Below are 19430 nucleotides of genomic sequence, written 5' to 3'. Positions count from 1 at the left end.
GATGGAAATTTCCCCGGCCGACGCGAATTATTTTTTGGCGAGGATGATTTCGTCCGCCCGTTCGTCGACCGCCAGCCCGAAGGCGGTGCCGAGCTTGCGCGCGAGGGCTCCGCTGTCCGCGAGATCGAAGCGCCCCGAGACGGGCAGATTTGCCAGCGCCGCATCGGCGAGGCGGATCGGCTTCGCGTTCAGCTTGTTCGCGCCATCGAGTACCGATCTGAGCGGAAGATTGTCCGCGGCGAGCAGTTTTGTCGGAACCGGGCTCGCCATCATGCCCGCCATCTTCGGACCCTCCGCCGGCACGTCGGCGCTCTGGCCGGGCTCGAGCCGGAGCACGGCTCCGCCACTGTTCGACCGGACTTCGACGAGGCCTTGTACCAGGCGAATACGCGGGGCGCCCTTACGCAGATCGACTTCGAAAACCGTGCCGAGTGCGGTCGTTTCCGAGCGGCCAGCGATGACCGTAAAGGGGCGCGACGCGTCGTGCGCCACCTCGAAACGCGCGGCGCCGCTGGTGAGAATGACGAGGCGGCGCTCCGGGGTGAACCGGGTTTCGATTTTGGCGCCGCTGGTCAGTATGACCTTGGTGCCATCGGCGAGCTCGCGCTCCTCGCTGGCATTCGGCGACTGGGCCAGCCGCGTTTCGTCGCTTAGCGACTGCACATAGAGCGCTCCCCCGGCGACCAGGACCAGCGCCGCGGCCGTAGCGAGGCCCCAGCGCGTTTTGGCGCGCTTCTCCTCGTTCGCGCGCGCCATCGCCTCGACGCGCGCCGGCGACATGCTGGATCCAACGGCATAAGCCTCGGCCGAACGGGCATAGGCCGCGGCGTTCCTAGGTTCGCTGCGCCACGCCTCGAACGCTTCGCGATGCGTCTCGGCATCGGGGCCATGCATCAGGGCGACCCAATCGTCCGCCTCCTGCTGTTGCTGCGTCACCTTTGCTTGTCTCGCGCCTTGCGTATTGCGGTCACGGCCTTGCTGATGAGCTTTTCCACGCGCTTCACCCTTATGCCTTTGATTCGAGCTATTTCAGAATAGCTGAGATTTTCGACGCGGTGCATAAGGAATACATCCCGTGTGGTGGAATCGAGGTCGGCGAGCGCTTCCTCGGCGCGTCGCAGCAGGTCGCGCGCCTCGAGAGCCTGATGGGGATCGGGGCCCGCGACATCCTCTTCCTCGAAACTGTGATGTGCCGAACTCTGGCGCCGGGCACCCGACCGCGCTCTTTCCTGAAGGAGCGTTCGCGCTGTCTGCGCGAGATAGGCGCCGGGCTTGTCGCCAATGTGGAAATAGCCCTTGGCGCTGAAGAAACGCCGAAAGCTTTCCTGGACGAGATCGGCAACATCCTGCGGATGCGCATTGCGACGGAAGAAACCGGCAAGGCGAGGGCGCTGCTCGGCGAGGATCGCCTCGGTCCGGGCGGCCCGGCCAAACCCTTCCCAGTCTCCGGGCGGCACCGCGTCTGCTGAGCTCAGTCCGGGGCGGCGATCGTCGTCGTTGTCAAAATCCATAAGTCTGCCTTCCAGCCCGGAAGGAGACGGCGGGTAGCCGGGTGTTGAGTCTCGCTTGACGACGAGGCCGCAACCTTTGGCCCGAAGGCTTGGACATGCGTCGCGGCCACCCGGCGGGATGGCAAAAATCCTTGAACGTCAAGCGGGTGTCTCAATCCCCGGCACCGCGCTTCTCACACCCGATGCGAGGATCAGCATAGTCCGCCGTAACGGAAGGGCAAGCGCGCCGGGAGAGATTGGTCCAGATTGAATCTTCTTCTCGAAGCCTGGTTTCGCGCCGTGCGCCGCGCTCGGGCGCGCTGACAGGATCCGGGCGGGGGAGTTTAACTTTGTCGCGGGCGCGCGAGCGCGTCCAGCCGGACGAGAAGGTCTACTACAGTCGGCTCGCGGCGCTCTTTATCGGTCCGAAAACCCACCCCAAGGCGCTTTGAATTCCCCAGCGTTCACCGAAATCTCGCGGCCGCTGCAGAAAAAATACGGCGTGATCACGAGCAGGCGGGAACGGGCCTCCTCTGAGAAGAGCAGACCGGCGGACCGCGAATGAAAGATGGATCGGGGCACGCGCAGGCCATTGTCATAGAAGGCTGTGACTTTCCCGGATGCCAGACGTTCCAGCAGCTCCCGCAGTCGCCGTCCCGTATCGTCGTCGGGCAGCATATAATCGGGCGGGAACCGTAATGAGCGACAGGCGCGCTCGTCGAAACGGAGCATGTGTCGATGGATAAATCGCCGGAATGTACCTGCAGGCCGCTTGCTAACTGTCATTGTCGATGTCGAACTCGGACGGATCTGCGCGTGAAGGTGAGGAAGGCATGTAGGGGACGATCCCTTTTCTCGTCTTCGATGCGCCATGCTCGTTGAACGGCTACTTCATCCTCTCGGGACGCACCGCCTGATAGCAGGCATTCCGCGTGATGACATCTCTGATTGTCGTTGGGCAGAATAACACCTGATTGCGCTGCGTATAGCGGGACAAGTTTCAAAAGATACAGTGTGTTGCAAAGCAGCATCAGCGGGAAACAATCGCGTTCCCGTTGGTCGATAATTGGGCGGCTTGATCTCCCTCTTGTATCAGCGCGTCGCGACCCGATGGAGGAGCTCCTTCATCACAAACTTGGCGGCCTTTCGGGCCGCCTTTTTTGCGTCGGTAATGCGCCCGATCGTAGTCATTCAGCGTTGTGAATGATGATCCTGAAAGCGGCCATACGTATTGCGGCGTTGGGAGCGGTGTCAGGAGCCGAACTCTGAGACGATAGAAGACGGTGGAGCGTAGCGGGGTGGGGGTGAGCATGGCAGTTCGCTACACCCCGCCGCATTGACTTCCACAGGGTTCTACGTTGTTCTAGGCGCGTGACATCCCTCCGTCCGAATCTTGTGAAGCGCATCGACCGGCTGCCGAAGCCGACCTCAGTCGCGGCTGCGATGCAGCCGCTATTCGAGGCGATCAGCAACGCCATCCACTCGGTGCAGAACAAGTTCGGCGAGTCAGTGACAACCGAGGGACGTGTATTCGTGACCGTAAACACCAATCGCAAGAAGGAGGGTGTATGGGCGACGGTCGAGGATAATGGGCTTGGCCTCGACGACCGCAACTGGGACGCCTTCACGACGACGGACACTGACAACAAGCTCGGCATCGGCGGTAAGGGCGTCGGTCGCCTGTTGTGGCTGGACTGCTTCCAAAAGATTGATGTGAGGACAGTTTTTCAGGATGATGACCGTTTAACGAGCCGAAGTTTTAGGTTCCGTTTGGCGAACGACGACCAGATCGAAGGCTATGTCGAGGCCTCCGCCACGGCAGATGCGGGGACGTCTTTCCACGTCCGATTCGAGGGCTTGCGCGACAACGGCTACCAAACCCGCTTTCCCGGGCGTGACAGCTTCGTTTTTCAGCATCTGACCTCCCACTTCCTGCCGACGTTCATCGGCGGAAGGTGCCCGGCAGTTACGGTCTATGTCGGTGACGAGACGCGCCACTATCCCGGCGACATCGACAAGATCGTGCATCGCAAGGAGGCGGGGATCGAGCTGGTCACCGAAGAGTATGGCAAGCTGCTTCTTACCCTGATGGAATGTGATAAGGTGGCGAGCGCTGACCTAAAAGGATCGCATTTCGTCCACTTTATCGCGCATGACCGGACCGTCCATTCGCAAAGCATCGATGGAAAGCTAGGGCTGAAATACTTCGGTCCGGGTGAGGACCGAGTGTTCCATGCGATCCTCACAGGTGATTTCCTTGACCAGAACGTGAATCAGGAGCGGACGGCATTCATGTTCGAGGATTTAATCCTCGACCGCATCATCAACGACGTCTGCACTGTTGAGATCGAGCGCTTCCTTGAGGAGCCGCTCGCCAAGCTGAGCGGAGAGCAACGAGGAATCATCCAAGAGATCACGCAGTCCTATCCATCGGTGGCCTTCGGAAGCACTGACGAGTTGCAGGCGAAGCTGCCTTCTGGCGAGCTAAATGATGACGCAATCTACGGGCATCTGTCGCGGGAGCGCTTCAGGCGTGACCAGCGCCAGGCCGAGAAGATCAGGTCCGTCCTCACTCGTTTGAAGGATGGCGCCGTCACTGTGGATTCTTTCGCCACGGCAGTGAGCGAGGCCGGCCGAGCAATTGAGGATGCCGAGCAGCGAAGCCTCGCAGAATACATCATCCGCCGAAAGGTGGTTCTCGATTTCATCGAAATATTGATGGAGAAGGTCCGCGACGATACGCGCGACAGCTCCTACCAGCGCGAGGACGTGCTGCATTCCTTCATCTGTCCGCTGCGTGTGAACACGCTGGAAGACGGGACGAAGAAGGTTGCGCCGGCGAGTTCTCACGACCTTTGGATCGTCGATGAGCGTCTAACCTTCGCGCAGTATTTCAGCTCCGACGTGGAATTCAGCGTCTTGTCTGCCGCCACCGACAGCGATGAGCGGCCCGATGTGCTCATCTTCGACTACGTTCATGGCCTTCGCCAAGTCGAGGAACCGTCGAAGGTTCTTTTGATTGAGTTCAAGCGTCCCGGGCGGACCAGCTATGCAGACGATGAGAACCCCCAGCTGCAGGTTGAACGCTATGTCCGTCGGCTGCAGTCGGGCACCATGACAGATGTGAAGGGCCGCCCAATCAAGCTCGATCACCTCACCGTGTTTCACTGCTTTGTGGTAGCCGACATTGTCGGCAAGCTCGATGACTGGACCTACACCTGGCAGCGGACTGCGGACGGACGGGGACGCGTTTATCAGCCTCGGGACGGCTTCCACGGCTCGATCGAACTTGTCGGCTGGGATACGCTGCTGGGAGACGCACGCGGACGCAATCAGGCCTTCTTTGATCGCGCCGGGATCAGCGGGAAGAGCTACTTCAGCGCCGACTAGAGCCCTGTTTCCCGGGGGGTTGCATAAAGCCTGGCAATCTAATTGATCTGTTGCAACGAGAGGCGGCATTTTCCGCCTCGTCACCCGAAACCTGCCGGTCAACGATCGGCCATTGCAGGACGGACAGACCGCGCTTGATCGGGGGGAGGCGTTCGCTTGCCGGCCATTACCGGATACACTTCATGATCGATAGCGAGTGCGCCTATCGATCAAGATACCGGCCATTTCTGATCGATAGAGACCCGTCCTATCGATCACCTGCATGATCGGGTTGCCTGATCGGCCGACAAATTTGTCGCCAAAATGAGCAGCAGCATCCAAGGATAGGCAATTCGGACCTACTAACTCGTTTGCAAATACGAAGTGCTACAGCATTGAAAAACGGCTGATTTCGCGGCGATGGATTTGTGGTTTGTGCAGAGTTTTCCGACCTAATTCGAGCGCAATTGCGATCAGGGTATAGGCCTGCAAAAATTTCCTAATGATTTCAAGGAAATGGTGGACGCACTAGGGCTCGAACCTAGGACCCGCTGATTAAGAGCTGAAATCAGAGGGTCCTTACGCTTCCGCATGCGTCCAAAAACGGCGGAAATCTGCGATTCATAGTCCGCATTGTTCTTGAAATGTTCACCAGTATCCACTACAAAAAGCTACCTAAGGTAGCAGGATCATATGGCGAACAAGGTTGGTTTGACAGATGCTCGGATCGCAGGATTGAAAGCGCCTGCAAGCGGGCAGATTGAGGTCGCGGATGGCATCGTGACCGGTCTGCGGCTCCGAATGGGAGCGAGCGGCACCAAGACTTATATCTTGCGTAAGCGCGTCCAAGGTAAATGGTTGAACGTGACTATCGGGCGGCATGGCCCGAATTTCACTCTTGCACACGCCCGTCGGAAGGCGCGGGACCTACTCGTCGATGTTGAGCAAGGCAAAAGCATCGCCAGAAAGCCGGGAGCTAAGAGGAAGGGATCGAAGGGTGTCGGCACCGTCGGTCGCGTCCGTCAAGGTGGTGTAATTTCGGCTGTGGCCGTGGGCCATCGTCAGGCGGCTTTGGCGGTGATGTGTAGGGGCTGATTTTCCTCCTCGATCATGGGTTGGTTGAGTTCGGCCATGCCTTCGATCTGCATGTATCGGTGCTGGAGCTGCCACTCGTCGTTCTGCTCCATCAGCACAGCCCCGACGAGGCGGATGATGCTGTCTTCGTTCGGGAAGATTCCGACGACGTCGGCGCGGCGCTTGACCTCCTTGTTGAGCCGCTCGAGCGGATTGGTTGAGTGTAACTTCGTGCGGTGCTGGGTGGGAAAGCCGGTGTAGGCGAGCACGTCGGTTTCGGCCTCGTCCATGCAGGCGCCGAGCTTGGGCCAACGGGTGCGCAACTGGTCGGCGACCTGTCGCCAGACCTGCGTTGCGCTTTTCTGATCGGGCTGCAGGAAGACCTGGCGGATCGCGGCGGCGACGACAGTGTTCTGGCCCTTGGGCACATAGGACAGGGCATTGCGCATGAAGTGCACCCGGCAGCGCTGCCAGGTGGCGCCCATGACGCGGGTGATCGCGCCCTTGAGGCCCTCGTGAGCATCGGAGATGACCAGCTTCACGCCGGTAAGACCGCGCCGAACAAGGTCCTTCAGGAAGTCGGACCAGAAGACCTCCGCTTCCGAGGGGCCGATATGCAGGCCGACGATCTCGCGCCGGCCCTCGGTGTTGACGGCCATGGCGATTATTGCGGCAACGCTGATGATCCGCCCGCCTTCGCGTACCTTGAGATAGGTGGCATCGAGCCAGAGATACGGCCATTCGCCGGTGAGCGGGCGTTTCAGAAAGGCATGGACGCGCTCGTCAATGTCCTTGCAAAGCTTGGAGACGGTGGACTTGGAGATGCCGGTCATGCCCATGGCCTGGACGAGTTCATCGACCCGCCGGGTGCTGACCCCGCCGATCCACGCTTCCTGGATCACCGCAACCAGCGCTTTCTCGACCATCTTGCGGGGCTCAAGGAAGCCCGGAAAGTAGGACCCAGCACGCAGCTTGGGGATTTTCAGGTTCAGCGTGCCTACCCGGGTATCCAGCGAACGGTCGCGATAGCCGTTGCGCCAGGTCGCGCGCTCGCTGCTGCGTTCGTGGCGACCCGCGCCGATCAGGCCATCAACGTCGGCCTCCATGATCAGCTGCAGCACGTTCTCGGCGATGGTGCGCAAAAAATCCGGTTGGCCGCCCTTCGCAGCAAGCTCTTCGATCAGTAATCTGTCCTCGGTCATCGGGAACTCCTCTTCGTCACGGTTGAAGTGTGCAAACTCCACCATAACGATGAACCCGGTGGCCACCAGCGACGCCGCATTCCGGGGTGGGGCATGCCCCACCCCGGAATACACCATCGCCTACACCGGAAATTACACCACGAGCGCGGACGCTAACGCACCGTCGCTGAACTATACGAGACATACCTGGCTCAACAGATCGTCGGCAAAAAGCGGAGCGCGAATGAGTTCGACCGGGTTTTCCGCAAGTACATTGAACCTGAGCTAGGCGACCGCCTCGCCGATTCGATCACCCGAAGCGACGTCAGCCGCTTCGTAGAGAAGATCGCATTTGAGCGGGGCAAGGAAACCCTGACGATGGCTCGCATCGTTTATCGGCACCTTTCGACGTTCTACTCATGGGCGCTCACCAGACTTGAACATTTGCCAGCCAATCCGTGCCGGGACGCCTGGCGCCCAAAAAGGAGCGAGCCTCGCGACCGGGTGCTCAGCGATCGAGAGGTCGCTGCACTGTGGCAAGCCGCCGTCGAGGATGGCTATCCGTTTGGTCATCTTGTGCAGATGTTGATTCTCACGGCCCAGCGCCGGGGAGAGGTGCTCGACGCCACTTGCGACGAATTCGACTTCAAGGGGAAAGTCTGGACTGTACCAGGAGATAGAGCGAAAAACGGCAAGGCAAATGTGGTGCCTTTATCCGCACAGGCTCTCGAGGTCGTCACCGACATCTTCACGGCCGCCGGGATCGCGCCTGAAGATGCTCACAAGCAATCCCAAATTCTATTGGCATCCAAGGTCACCAGCACAAACAGTGTCAGTGGGCTGTCAAAGGCCTGGAAGCGGATAAGGGCAAGCGTGGACGAGAAACTCGGCTATGAAGCCGCTCATTTTACCATGCATGACATTCGCCGGACGGTGGCGACCGGACTGCAAAGGATTGGAATACCGCTGGTCGTTTCAGAAGCCGTTCTCAATCATCAGTCCGGCTCGGCAATGGCTGGCGTCGCCGGGGTCTATCATCGGCATCAGTACACGAATGAAAAACGCGAAGCTCTCGCACTGTGGGGTAGGGAGGTTCTACTGCTCGTCGCGAAATATCCTCCCCAGAATCAAGAAAGATGACTGCCCGCGCCAATCCAGTCGGCGCGTAGGCGATCCATGCCTGCAACGACGCCTTCGACAATCACGTTCGAACCGATGAGATCGTCGGTAACTTCCTCGCTTTCGACGATCCAAACCTCGTCCGATTTCGTGGTCAGGATCATTCCGCGTCGTCCGCGGCTCAGCATTCCCGACACGCGTATTCGACCGGAACTCACAAACCACCCCCTGCTCAAAATTGCCAATGACGCAGCACGTCGCGCACATAGGCCGGTGTCTCGCCATTACGTGGGATACCGCCGGCCCGCTCGACGGCGCCAGGGCCCGCATTGTAGGCAGCGAGGGCGAGATGAACTACCCCGAATTTGTCGAGCATCTGGCGTAGATATCTGGCCGCACCCAAGATGTTCGCCTTGGGATCGAAGCGATTTGAAACGCCAAGGTCCCGCGCTGTCCCTGGCATCAATTGTCCCAAACCTGCGGCGCCTGCCTTGCTGATGGCCATGGGATTATATCGTGATTCCGTCCATACAAGAGCGTCGAGAAGGCCACTTGGTAGCGAGTATTGAGCCTCAGCAGCGTAAACATGAGGAAGGTAGCTTGCCCGACGGAAGCCGGATGGCGCGCTGCCTTGGGGCTTTGGATATCGATAGGGCAAATAGGTTCGACCCGCATCGGTCGCCGGCGGCTCGGACGAGCCCGCTGGAGGCATTCTCCAAATGCCGTGTTCGACGAGAAGGAAGCCATCGGTTCCTTCTGCAACGCGGAAGCCATCGGTCGTCAACTCCGAGGCAACGGTCATCTGAGTGGGCTCAAGTTCCTGCGCGTGAGCGGGGAGGACGGACCCAAATCCTGTCGTTGCCGCTGCAACTACTGCCCATTTCAGTCTCATTCCCGAATCCTTTGGTGGTCGAATCGGGAAAGAACATATATAGAACATGCGATGTAGGAAAATGAAACGTCAGCGACGCAGAGCGGAGGCTGCGCGGGTGGAGGCACGTTACAATGGAGATGCCCCCATGCACCAACACCGATCATCCCAATTCCAAGGTCTGCAACTGGAAACCCGCGCGCGCAAGATAGTCGAGCAGCTGGGCGGTGCCTGGTCGCGTTCGCGCGGAATGTGCTGCTGCCCGGCCCACGACGACCGCACTCCTTCGCTAAGCATCACGCTCGGAAAGCGCGCAATTCTTGTTCATTGCTTTGCCGGCTGCACGAACGAGGCGGTGATAGAAGCCATGGCCGGGCTCGGAATACGAATTGCGGATCTGTTCGACGGCACGAGTGGTCCGATCGTGGCCGAACCGCGCGAGGAAGTCGCCAATCGCAATGCGCTGAGGCTCTGGCGTGAGGCGTCGACCATCGCTGGCAGCCCCGCCGAAAAGTACCTCGTGTCCAGAGGCATCACGATTGCTTCGCCGGAGCTGCGTTTCCACCCGCGTATGCCTCTGGGGCCAAAGGGTGCTGTCCGGTTTCTTCCCGCGATGGTCGCGGCCGTGCGCAATGATGCCGGAATTCTCGCGCTGCATCGCTCCTTCCTCGACCTCGACAAAACTAGTTTGGCTTCTTTCGATCAGCCCAGGCGTGCGTTAGGCAGCCCCGGTTCTGGGGCGGTGCGTTTCGCGCACCCGGATGAGGGACGCCTTGGCCTCGCAGAAGGAAACGAAACGGCCCTCTCAGCGATGCAAATGTTCAAGGTTCCCTGCTGGGCGACGCTAGGAAACGAACGCTTCGGCTTGGCCACAATCCCGGAATCGGTGCACCAGCTATATCTCTTTGTCGACAATGATGCGGGCGGGCGCCTTGCTGAAGAGCGTGCGCGAGAGGCCTACGCTTGCGAAGGGCGGCTGATTGTCACCAGGCGTCCGGAGCTAACCGGCGACGACTGGAATGATGTGCTCATGCGCTCAGTCCGAGCTGCGGTCTGAATGTCGGTTAGAGGAAAGCGGGCTTGGGGCCTTGTGAGGCCCCCGGGCGGATCCATCCGAACGGACACCCGGACAAACCCAGGGCCTCTTCAGGAGGTCTCTCATGTCACACGCAAATACCGCTTTCGCATTCTCCGATCCCGCCGAGCCGCAAGTGCTGGCTGCGGCGAGGGCGCTGGCCGCGCGGCTCGCTGCAGATCAAGCAATTTCACGGGTCACTGTGAATGCAATGATGGCCGATCACTTCGGCGGTAGCGACGCCGAAGGACGCTGGTCCGTACGCGATGCCCATGCCGCACTTGAATTGGCGCAGGTGCTGTTCCTGGCGCAGGCAACTGAATTCTCACCTGCAATGTCATCCAGCTTTGCCGATGAGGCTTTCACGCGCCTTGAAGGTCTGGTCCCGACCCAGTCCAACCGGAGCGACGAGCAGATCGAGTGGCAACAATTCGCGACGCCGCCCCGTCTGGCCTGGATGGCTGCAAAGGCATGCGCGATTTCTGCCGCTGAACTGGTTCTCGAACCGTCGGCCGGGACCGGGATGCTGGGCGTATGGGCAGCAAAGGCAGCTGCGCGTCTCGCTCTCAACGAGATATCGCCGCTGCGCCGCGAATGCTTGGGCACTGTGTTTCCGGAGGCGACAGTCACGGGATTTGACGGGGAACTGATCGACGAACTTCTCACGCCCGACGTGGGTCCGAGCGTGGTGCTGATGAACCCGCCCTATTCACACGGTATCGAGAGGGGCCACGATAGCCGCACTGGCGACCGGCACTTACGTTCTGCCTGGAAGCGCCTTATGCCCGGTGGCCGCCTGGTCGCTGTGATGCCCGAATGGTTCGAGCTTCCGAAGTTCCTCGCCGGGATCGCTGGTCCCCTCTCGTTGCGCCTCAACGCGACGATTGAGCGCGGTTTCATCAAGCAGGGCACCTCAATCTCAACCCGGCTCGTGGTTCTCGACAAAGCTGAGGATGGTACCAGCCCGATCATCGCCCAGCCGGCAAACTTTGCCGAGCTTCATCTGCTGATCGATATGCTCCCTGACCGGGTAAGCCTGCCCGCGGGACCCAGCATCGGCATCAAGCCAGCATTGCCGCTTCGACTGGTGGCGAACAGGGCGAAACCAGTTCCACTTAAGGTCCATCCAACCGCTGCGGTGCCGTCGATCCTGCCGCTTGATTTTACTCCGCTCGAAGCACCTGCGCCGATCGAAAGCCAGGTTGGGCATTATTTGCCCTACCGGCCGAGCCGGATCTCAATTGCGGATGCGGTCTCCCACCCGACCCCGCTGGTCGAATCTGTCGCGATGGGTTCGATAACCGCACCCGTGCCTGAAGTGGTGCCTCAGCTTCCTTCGAGTATCATTGCTGGAGGCGTCCTATCCGCTGCGCAGGCCGAGACCCTGATCTATGCCGCAAGCGCGCATGCCCGCGATCTGCCGGGCCGGTTCGAGCCCGACGACATGGGCTGCGCTTTGAAGGCGAGCGCTGAGGGGCACGCCTACCGCATGGGCTACTTTCTTGGTGACGGAACTGGCGCAGGTAAAGGCAGACAAGTCGCATCTGTCATCCTCGACCGGTGGGTGAGGAATGAACGGCGCCACATCTGGATTTCCAAGAACGAAGCTCTGCTCGAAGATGCCCGCCGCGACTGGAGCGCGCTCGGCGGCCTTCCCATCGATGTCCAGCCCCTTGGCCAATGGAAGCTCGGTGTCCCGATCGGGATGCGCGAGGGCATACTCTTCGTGACTTATCCGACACTGCGTTCGGGTCGAAGCGACGCGACCCGGCTCGATCAGATTCTCGAATGGGCAGGGGAGGACTTCGACGGGCTCATCGTCTTCGACGAAGCCCATGCGATGGCCAACGCCGCAGGCGGGGAGGGCTCACGTGGTAAGGTCAAGGGATCGGAGCAGGGCATTGCCGGTGTTCGCATCCAGAATCTGCTGCCGCGCGCCCGCGTGCTCTACGCTTCGGCGACCGGGGCATCCGACGTCAATAATCTCGCCTATGCCACCCGTCTTGGCCTCTGGGGTCCCGAGACGGCTTTTGCCAATCGCGAAGCCTTCGTCGCAGATATCCGCGATGGCGGTATCGCTGCAATGGAACTGGTTGCGCGCGATCTGAAGTCACTGGGGCTGTACGCGGCGAGGGCACTTTCATTCGCCGGAGTTGAGTACGAGATTCTCGAGCATTGCCTGACCCCCGACCAGGTAGCGGTTTATGACGCCTATGCAGACGCCTGGGCAATCATTCATGCCAACCTGCGCGAAGCTCTCGAGGCAACGCGGATCGTCGACACTGACAGTGGCGAGACACTCAATTCAGGTGCCAAATCGGCTGCGCTTTCGGTGTTTGAAGGCACCAAGCAGCGCTTCTTCGCGCAGCTCCTTCTATCCATGAAACTGCCGAGCCTGCTGCCTGCGATTGATACGGCACTTGCCGACGGCAACGCTGTTGTAGTGCAACTTGTCTCGACCGCCGAAGCCATGCTCAACCGCCGCCTCGCTGATCTCTCCGATGCGGAACGTGAAGCACTCGAAATCGATCTCTCCCCTCGCGAATACGTGTAATGTTGAGCTCAACATTAGACATATTCTTTGCAGTCGCAGTTTATGTCGAGCGTGGCGGCGGTAGGCGCAGGTTTCCTTCGGTTTTCCATGATTTCACTCCAGATAATATGAGTGCCAGGGGGTTGTCCGGAGACGGGCTAGGCCCGCCTTCGAACGTCGGTGAGCATCGTGATCAGGGCATCGGATGGCGGCTTGAAGCGCCCGGGCTTGATGGCAGGAGCGCCGTGCGCCGCGAGAATCTGCAGCTTCTCCTCGGGATCGGCGCGCAAATAGGTCTCGGTGCTCTGGATGCTGGCATGGCCGAGCCACAATGCGACTTTGCGAATGTCCCCTGTCGCCGCGAGCGTGTGCATTGCGCAGGAGTGGCGCAGCACGTGCGGTGTTACGCGCTTGCCAAGGATCGACGGCTGCTTCTCTGCCGCGCGCTTGACGTGCTCCGCCAAACGGAACGCAAATCCGTCGCGGGTCATGGGTTGCCCGCTGGCATTGAGGAATATCTCGGCAGCTTGCGCATCGGGGCGGATCGCAAGCCACGCGCGCAATGCGAACTGAGTCTCCTTCCAGAGCGGGAGGACCCGTTCACGCCGTCCCTTGCCCATGATGTGCACGGTGGACAGGAAGCGGTCCGGGAAATCGCGCAGTTGTAGCGTTACGAGTTCCGACACCCTCAGCCCGCCAGCATAGGCCAGATGCAGCATTGCGCGATCGCGGGTGCCAAGGCGTGTCCGGGGATCCGGGGCGTCGAGCAAAGCCTTGATCTCTGCCCGGTCGAGGTAGTCGATCAGCGCCTTGTCGGTCTTCTTGGTAGGGATCGATCTGACGCGAAGGGCCTGATCCAGGCAGGCCGGAATACGATACTCGATGTAGCGGAAGAAGGACCGGATCGCGGCGAGCCTGCCATTGCGGGTCCGAACACAGCTGCCGCGACCGTTCTCGACATGGTCAAGGAAGGCCATGATCATGTCGGTGCCGAGATCCTCGATCTCGAGATCGGTCGGCCGACGCTTCAGCCGATCGGCAGCGAACTGGACCAGGAGGACAAAGCAGTTGGCATAGGTCTTCACCGTGTGCGGACTGACAGCACGTTCGCGCGGCAGATGTTCACGCAGGTAGATCGAGAGGTGCGGAGCGAGTGCCGTCATGCCGCTTCTCCCCGGTAAAGTTGCTCGCTGGCGACAGCGATATCGCGCAGCAGCACCGGAGTGGCCTCGAGATACCAATAGGTGTTGGCGACCGACGCATGCCCCAGATATACGCTGAGTCCGGCCATGTGGTGTGCGATGGCTTCCCTGTCGCGCGGACAGGACTCAAGGGAACGCACGGCGAAAGTGTGCCGCAGGTCGTGTAACCGCATCCCGGCCGTTCCGGTCGGTCCGCGGTATCCGAGCTGCCGGGCCAGCCTGACGAACACCACGTGGGCGCGCACCTTGTGTGGTGCTCTCCCCCGAATGGTCACGAACAGGTCATTGCCCGTGGCGCCAAGCCTTGCTCGGGTGGCGAGATATGCTTCGAGCGCCTGACGGGTCGATGGCTGCAAGGTAATCAGCCGCTGCTTGCCGAACTTGCCGTTGCGGACGATCAGGCCATCCTCGACCAGATCGTTGCATTGAAGAGCGAGGGCCTCGGAAATCCGGAGACCTGTCGCCGCCAGCAGGCCGAACAGATAATGATACGTGTACGGGCTGATCGTGCCTTGGGGCGCAACGTCCAATACCGCGGTCATGATCGCCCGGACCTGTTCCGGTTCGATGATGGTCGGGGTCGGGCGTGGCCGCTTGCCCCGACCGAAGACGCCCGCAGGCGGAACCTCGTGAGCTGGATCTTCAGCATGAGCGAAAAGGCTGAAGTTACGTACGGCGTCGAACCTATGGCGGGCCACGTTCTGCGAGCTTGCCGTGTGGCACCAGTCGTAAATGCGCTGCACTTGGGTGTGCCGGTCACCGGCGCGGCCGGCGAAATCGGCGTATTGGCGCAGCAAGCGTTCCTGTTCGGAGAACTTCCGTCCCAAGCTGCGATGGAGCGAGACGTATCTGGAAATGTGCATGTTCAGCATGACGGTTCTCCCGGCCATGGCTGCGCGATCTTCATGAGCATCGGCAGATCGACCTTGGCGTAGATGGCAGTGGTCTCAGGCGAGCTGTGACGCAGGATGGTCCCAACGGACTCCAGGCCTGCGCCCGCGCGCAGCAGGTTGGTGGCAAGCGAATGCCGGAATATGTGCGACCCGGTCGACACTCCTTCGATCCCACCGCGGTCGCGCGTTCGAGCGACGATGCCCGCGATCTCGGCGGACGAGCGGAATGGCCGAAACGGTGCTTGTGCACGCAGGAACAGATGCTCTTCGGCGGCCTCCGGGCGGGCTGCCGCAAGATATGCCAAGATCGCGTCGCCGACATCCTGCGGCAATGGCAGACGGTCCGGTCGACGCGTCTTGCCCTTGACCGTCAGGTGGCCGGACCGCCAGTCGATGTCGTCGAGACGCATGTCCTGAACATCGGCAGCCCTCAGGCCGAGCCTGGCGAGCAGGAGAATGATGGCCTTGTCCCGGACTTCTACCGGACGATCTGTCGGGCAGGCCGCAATGATCCTCTCGATCGTTGCCGGGTCGACGTGGCGCGGCAGCGTCGAAAGGCGGTAGCGCTGCACTGATGGAACTGCATGCAACAATGCAGGCCGGCACTCGCCACGCACGACCAGAAACCGGATGTAGCTCCTCATTATCGTGACGAGCAGCGATGCCGAGCCCGGCGTCTCCTTGCTTCGTCGTTGAAATGCGCTCCTGAGTCCGGCGGCATCCCATTGCGAAGGCTCGCCCAGCATCGGCATGAGCCGTCTGATATCGGTCCGGTAGCGCCGGATCGTCTCATCGGTGACGCCGCGATGTTGCTTGAGCCACGTGAGGTAAGCCGACATGTGCGGGTCATCGTCAGCCACCGGTTCAACCGATGGGATGACACCGCGGCCTCGCAGGAACTCGACGAAGTGCCGTGCGCATCGCCGCCGCCGCTTCGTGCCCGTGGCGACCAGCTTGCCGCGCTTGCGCCATACCGGGCATCGGCAATCATGCGCAGCGTACTGGTCGATGATCGTGTCGTCGATATCGATCCATTGGCGTCGCGTAATGCGAAGCCAGGCCATGAAATGCTCGGCCTCGGACCGATAGGCCTGCGCGGGTCCCTCGGCGAGTTGCAGGCGATCGATCGCATCGGAATAGTCAGCGAGGTGCCGTGGCAGATCGTCGATCCCGTCGTCGACTTCGACGTAGCCTTGATCTTCCAGGAACCGGACGAAGCGCCTGACCCTTGCTGCTTGGTCAGCCTTGTAGTGCGCTTGCTGCGCCGAATACCGGTGGCACCGACACCGATGCTTCTCGAACCGCCGGACAGCCCGATCGTCAATCGTGCGGATCGCGATCTCGTGCAGGTCCAGCCAATGCAGGAAATGGCGGACCGCCGCGCCATACAGAACCGCACAGCCTGACCTCTCGTCGAGCGACAGAGAGGAGAGAAATGCGGCGAGAAGAGTGCCGTGACTGGGCGAATCTTCGACCCGGAGCGGGGCAGTCCGAAACGGCAGTGATGATCGTGTTCGCATGTTGGCTCCTTCGACTTGCTGAGGTCGACGGAACCGTAGTTATCTGGAGTGAAATCATGGAAAACCGAAGGAAACCTGCGCCTACCGCCGCCACGCTCGACATAAACTGCGACTGCAAAGAATACGTGGTCGATTACCTCACCAAAAGCTTCCCGGTTCGGTTGATGGCGGTGTTCACGGACGAGAATGGCAATGCCCGGTCCGAACCGATGAGTGATGAGAATGGTGCTCCTGTTCTCTGTCGTTCGGCGCTTGCCGCGCGCGACCGCATGATCGAGCAGCTCTGTGCCTTGCCGCCGATCGCGACGGCGCTCGATGCGATCATCGAACGGTTCGGTGTCGATCAGGTCGCCGAAGTCACCGGCCGTACCCGCCGCCTGATCGTCGGGCGCGATGGACGCCAGGTGCTCCAGTCGCGCTCTCCGCGCGCCAATGTGGCCGAAACGCGAGATTTTATGGACGGGACAAAGCGGATTCTGGTTTTCTCCGATGCCGGTGGCACCGGCCGCAGTTATCATGCCGACCTTGCGGCAAAGAACCAGATGCGCCGGGTCCACTTCCTGCTTGAGCCGGGCTGGCGGGCCGATGCCGCAATTCAGGGCCTTGGCCGTACCAACCGCACCAATCAGGCGTCGGCTCCGCTGTTCCGCCCGGTGACCACCGACGTGCGTGGCGAACGTCGGTTTATATCGACCATTGCACGTCGGCTCGACAGTCTCGGGGCACTGACCCGAGGGCAGCGCCAGACAGGTGGGCAGAACCTCTTCGATCCTGCCGACAATCTCGAGAGCACCTACGCCAAGGAGGCGCTCCATCGCTGGTTCGGCCTGTTGTTCGCAGGCAAGCTGGAAGCCGTTACGCTTTCTCGGTTTGAGGAATTGAGCGGGCTCAGGGTCGAAGGGCCCGACGGCGGGATGGTCGATGACCTGCCAACAATCCAGCGCTGGCTCAATCGCATCCTCGCATTGCCGATTGCTCTGCAAAACGGCGTATTTGACGAGTTTCTCGGCCTCGTCGAAGCGCGGATCGATGCAGCACGCCAGGCCGGCACGCTCGACATTGGGGTCGAGACCATTCCGGTGGAGCATTACGAGGTGCTGACCGACACGCTACTGCGCACCGATGCGCTGTCGGGCGCGACTACGCATCTCCTGGAACTCGAGATCGCCCGCGCGCTCAAGCCTTTGCGTCTCGAACGCCTCGAGGATCTCTACGGCTTTTCACGTGCGCGTCAGCAGCTTCTCCGTAATACGCGCTCAGGCCGGATCGGGCTGCTTGTCCCAGCGCGCAGCCTGCTCACAGACGAAGGTATACGGGTGGCCCGTTTCGAACTTGTCCGCCCCTTGAAGCACGGACACATCACTGCCGATCAACTCGAAGAGAGCAATTGGGAACCGGTGGACCCAACCGAATTTCAGCGCCTGTGGCAGGCGGAGGTCGATGACGCCGCATCAAATCACAAGCGCGAGCGACTGCATCTTGCAACCGGCCTGCTGCTTCCGGTGTGGGACAAACTACCTTCCGACTATGTTCGGGTCAGCCGGATCTCGGCGCGAGACGGACGCTCGCTGTTAGGTCGGGAGGTTCCGCTTCATTGCGTGCCCGAACTGTGCCAGGCGCTTGGGCTCGAAGACGAACATTCCTTTTCGGCAGAGCAGACCGTCGATGCGGTGCTCGGGACAGGGCGACCGATGCAAATCAAAAGCCGCGAAGCGCTTACGCTCAAGCGCAGCCTCGTGAATGGCGCGCAGCGGCTCGAACTGGCTGGTTGGTCGGCGTCGCGCCTCGATTGGTACAAGGCACATGGGTGCTTCACCGAGATCATACGCTATCAGACGCGGCTTTTCGTCCCGACGACGAACGCAGTGGCGGTCTTGGCGCGGCTTGCAGGCCAAATTTGATGCATCTTGCCAAATGGCATTCAAAGTGGTATATGCTGCCATATGGAGAATAGTCATGCTGGCTCTGCAACCAATTGATACCGTCCCCCACGCCTTCCGGCCCGATCCTGTAACCCAAGAGGAAGCAGCGGCGATGTTCCGCGCCGTGCTGAACCTGTTTGGGAAATGGGAACTAACCGACGAACAAGCCGCGACTTTGCTCGACATGCCGGTTCGCTCCTATCGGCGGTGGAAGGCTGAGGGTGCAGGCCGTGTCTCGCGCGATGGCGCGGCGCGGCTCTCCAACCTGATGGGTATCCACAAGGCGCTGAGGATCATCTTTTCAGAAGCCCAGCGTGGCTACGCCTGGATTAAGGCAGGTAACGCCGCCTTTGCCGGAGCGAGTGCGCTCGATGTCATGCTTGGCGGCGAACTGACCGATATCATGCGGGTGCGTCGCTATCTTGATGCCGAACGTGGTGCCTGGTGATTGATCCCAAGGCGATTCCGGTTGCCCAGGTCGAGTGGGAAGACGCTGTACGGATTATCCGCAGTGCCTTTCCACCGATCGACCTGTTCGAAGACATCGCAGACCCTGCAGATTGGCCGCTGCTGATCTCCGCCGAGCAAAAAACAAATCCCCGCATTATGGCGACGATCGGCAATCTCGATCTGGTACCTGCTGACCGCCGGGTAGGGGGCAACGGCGCATCCTATCTGATGGCCCCGTTCACGCATGTCAGCACTGACCGACCAAGTCGATTCACCGATGGGACCTACGGCGTCTTATACGCGGGGGATGCATTTGAAACTGCGCTGTTCGAGACAATCCATCATCATGTCCGCTTCATGGCTCGCACTTCCGAAGCGCCAGGTTGGACCTCGCAGTTCCGTGAGATCATCCTTTCGGTAAGCGCCAATCTTCACGATCTCAGGAGCCTTGCCGCAGGCGATCCCGCACTTGATCCCGACAACTATGCTGCATCGCAAGCCCTCGCTGTTGAGCTTAAAGGGGGCGGGGCCGAAGGTCTTGTCTATCCGAGCATCCGGCATCCGGGTGGTGAATGTGTCGGCTTGTTCTACCCGGACTGTGCATCCGACCCCACTCAGGGACGTCACCTCGACTACCACTGGGACGGAATGGGTGTCGATCTGGTTCGAGATGCGGGTACAGGGGCAGTGTTTCGGGTGGTCGGTTCTGCTTGAGCGAAAGATCTACGGCG

Annotated in this window: 17 protein-coding genes and 1 tRNA gene; 8 read left to right on the top strand and 10 right to left on the bottom strand. The window is 60.6% G+C overall.

Features of this window, described 5'->3' with window-relative positions:
* Positions 1–27: 27 nt before the first annotated feature.
* The 3 genes from LH19_RS14015 to LH19_RS14005 form a co-directional block, all read right to left on the bottom strand.
* The gene (locus tag LH19_RS14015) at positions 28–936 is read right to left on the bottom strand and encodes a FecR family protein (protein ID WP_054729042.1); all 909 of its coding nucleotides are present in this window, start codon (positions 934–936) and stop codon (positions 28–30) included.
* Complete coding sequence (locus LH19_RS14010) at positions 933–1511, bottom strand: RNA polymerase sigma factor (RefSeq protein WP_054729038.1); 579 nt, start codon at positions 1509–1511, stop codon at positions 933–935. Before LH19_RS14010 ends, LH19_RS14015 begins: the two co-directional genes overlap by 4 nt.
* A gap of 396 nt (positions 1512–1907) precedes the next feature.
* Entirely contained in the window at positions 1908–2222 is a 315-nt protein-coding gene (locus tag LH19_RS14005; protein ID WP_054729035.1) for a hypothetical protein, read from the bottom strand.
* Positions 2223–2885: 663 nt separating this feature from the next.
* Here LH19_RS14005 and LH19_RS14000 point away from each other — a divergent pair.
* On the top strand, positions 2886–4880 hold the full coding sequence (locus LH19_RS14000) for an ATP-binding protein (protein ID WP_205626791.1): 1995 nt from the start codon (positions 2886–2888) through the stop codon (positions 4878–4880).
* 496 nt (positions 4881–5376) lie between these two features.
* Here LH19_RS14000 and LH19_RS13995 read toward each other — a convergent pair.
* A tRNA-OTHER gene (locus LH19_RS13995) sits at positions 5377–5458 on the bottom strand.
* 94 nt (positions 5459–5552) lie between these two features.
* Here LH19_RS13995 and LH19_RS28055 point away from each other — a divergent pair.
* Positions 5553–5954 (top strand): Arm DNA-binding domain-containing protein, encoded by a 402-nt coding sequence (locus LH19_RS28055; RefSeq protein WP_082395705.1) that lies wholly within the window; start codon positions 5553–5555, stop codon positions 5952–5954.
* Here the strand turns inward: LH19_RS28055 and LH19_RS13990 are convergent.
* On the bottom strand, positions 5921–7135 hold the full coding sequence (locus LH19_RS13990; RefSeq protein ID WP_006954973.1) for an IS256-like element ISSpma2 family transposase: 1215 nt from the start codon (positions 7133–7135) through the stop codon (positions 5921–5923). The genes LH19_RS28055 and LH19_RS13990 overlap by 34 nt on opposite strands.
* Before the next feature lie 357 nt (positions 7136–7492).
* Here LH19_RS13990 and LH19_RS13985 point away from each other — a divergent pair, with 357 nt between their 5' ends.
* Positions 7493–8254, top strand: a complete 762-nt coding sequence (locus LH19_RS13985) for a site-specific integrase (protein WP_234715935.1) — start codon at positions 7493–7495, stop codon at positions 8252–8254.
* Here the strand turns inward: LH19_RS13985 and LH19_RS29045 are convergent.
* Positions 8242–8421 carry a DUF5818 domain-containing protein gene (locus LH19_RS29045; RefSeq protein WP_054729032.1) on the bottom strand — a complete coding sequence of 60 codons (180 nt, stop codon included), beginning with the start codon at positions 8419–8421 and terminating at the stop codon, positions 8242–8244. The two genes, LH19_RS13985 and LH19_RS29045, sit on opposite strands and share 13 nt — an antisense overlap.
* A 44-nt stretch (positions 8422–8465) precedes the next feature.
* Positions 8466–9035 (bottom strand): lytic transglycosylase domain-containing protein, encoded by a 570-nt coding sequence (locus LH19_RS28050; protein ID WP_234715934.1) that lies wholly within the window; start codon positions 9033–9035, stop codon positions 8466–8468.
* Positions 9036–9252: 217 nt separating this feature from the next.
* On the opposite strand from LH19_RS28050, the gene LH19_RS13975 reads away from it, so the two are divergent.
* Together LH19_RS13975 and LH19_RS13970 are read left to right on the top strand one after the other, a co-directional pair.
* Positions 9253–10161, top strand: coding sequence for a DUF7146 domain-containing protein (locus LH19_RS13975; protein WP_054729029.1), 909 nt, complete (start codon positions 9253–9255; stop codon positions 10159–10161).
* Positions 10162–10264: 103 nt separating this feature from the next.
* Entirely contained in the window at positions 10265–12733 is a 2469-nt protein-coding gene (locus tag LH19_RS13970) for a strawberry notch family protein (protein ID WP_054729026.1), read from the top strand.
* 137 nt (positions 12734–12870) lie between these two features.
* Here LH19_RS13970 and LH19_RS13965 read toward each other — a convergent pair whose 3' ends face one another.
* From LH19_RS13965 to LH19_RS13955, 3 genes are read right to left on the bottom strand one after another with little or no spacing between them, the layout of a single operon-like run.
* A complete protein-coding gene (locus tag LH19_RS13965; protein WP_030540398.1) occupies positions 12871–13875 on the bottom strand; it encodes a tyrosine-type recombinase/integrase in 1005 nt (334 codons plus the stop codon).
* A complete protein-coding gene (locus LH19_RS13960) occupies positions 13872–14786 on the bottom strand; it encodes a tyrosine-type recombinase/integrase (RefSeq protein WP_030540399.1) in 915 nt (304 codons plus the stop codon). The genes LH19_RS13965 and LH19_RS13960 overlap by 4 nt, the downstream gene beginning before the upstream one ends.
* A complete protein-coding gene (locus LH19_RS13955; RefSeq protein WP_054725389.1) occupies positions 14780–16327 on the bottom strand; it encodes a tyrosine-type recombinase/integrase in 1548 nt (515 codons plus the stop codon). Before LH19_RS13955 ends, LH19_RS13960 begins: the two co-directional genes overlap by 7 nt.
* A 209-nt stretch (positions 16328–16536) precedes the next feature.
* On the opposite strand from LH19_RS13955, the gene LH19_RS13950 reads away from it, so the two are divergent.
* From LH19_RS13950 to LH19_RS13940, 3 genes are read left to right on the top strand one after another with little or no spacing between them, the layout of a single operon-like run.
* On the top strand, positions 16537–18228 hold the full coding sequence (locus tag LH19_RS13950; protein ID WP_234716184.1) for a strawberry notch C-terminal domain-containing protein: 1692 nt from the start codon (positions 16537–16539) through the stop codon (positions 18226–18228).
* A 55-nt stretch (positions 18229–18283) separates the two neighbouring features.
* Complete coding sequence (locus LH19_RS13945) at positions 18284–18697, top strand: MbcA/ParS/Xre antitoxin family protein (RefSeq protein WP_054733577.1); 414 nt, start codon at positions 18284–18286, stop codon at positions 18695–18697.
* The gene (locus LH19_RS13940; protein WP_054729020.1) at positions 18694–19413 is read left to right on the top strand and encodes an RES family NAD+ phosphorylase; all 720 of its coding nucleotides are present in this window, start codon (positions 18694–18696) and stop codon (positions 19411–19413) included. Before LH19_RS13945 ends, LH19_RS13940 begins: the two co-directional genes overlap by 4 nt.
* Positions 19414–19430: the final 17 nt, after the last annotated feature.

Source organism: Sphingopyxis macrogoltabida (assembly GCF_001314325.1).
GTDB classification, from domain to species: Bacteria; Pseudomonadota; Alphaproteobacteria; order Sphingomonadales; family Sphingomonadaceae; genus Sphingopyxis; species Sphingopyxis macrogoltabida.
This window is presented reverse-complemented; position numbering and strand designations above follow the sequence as displayed.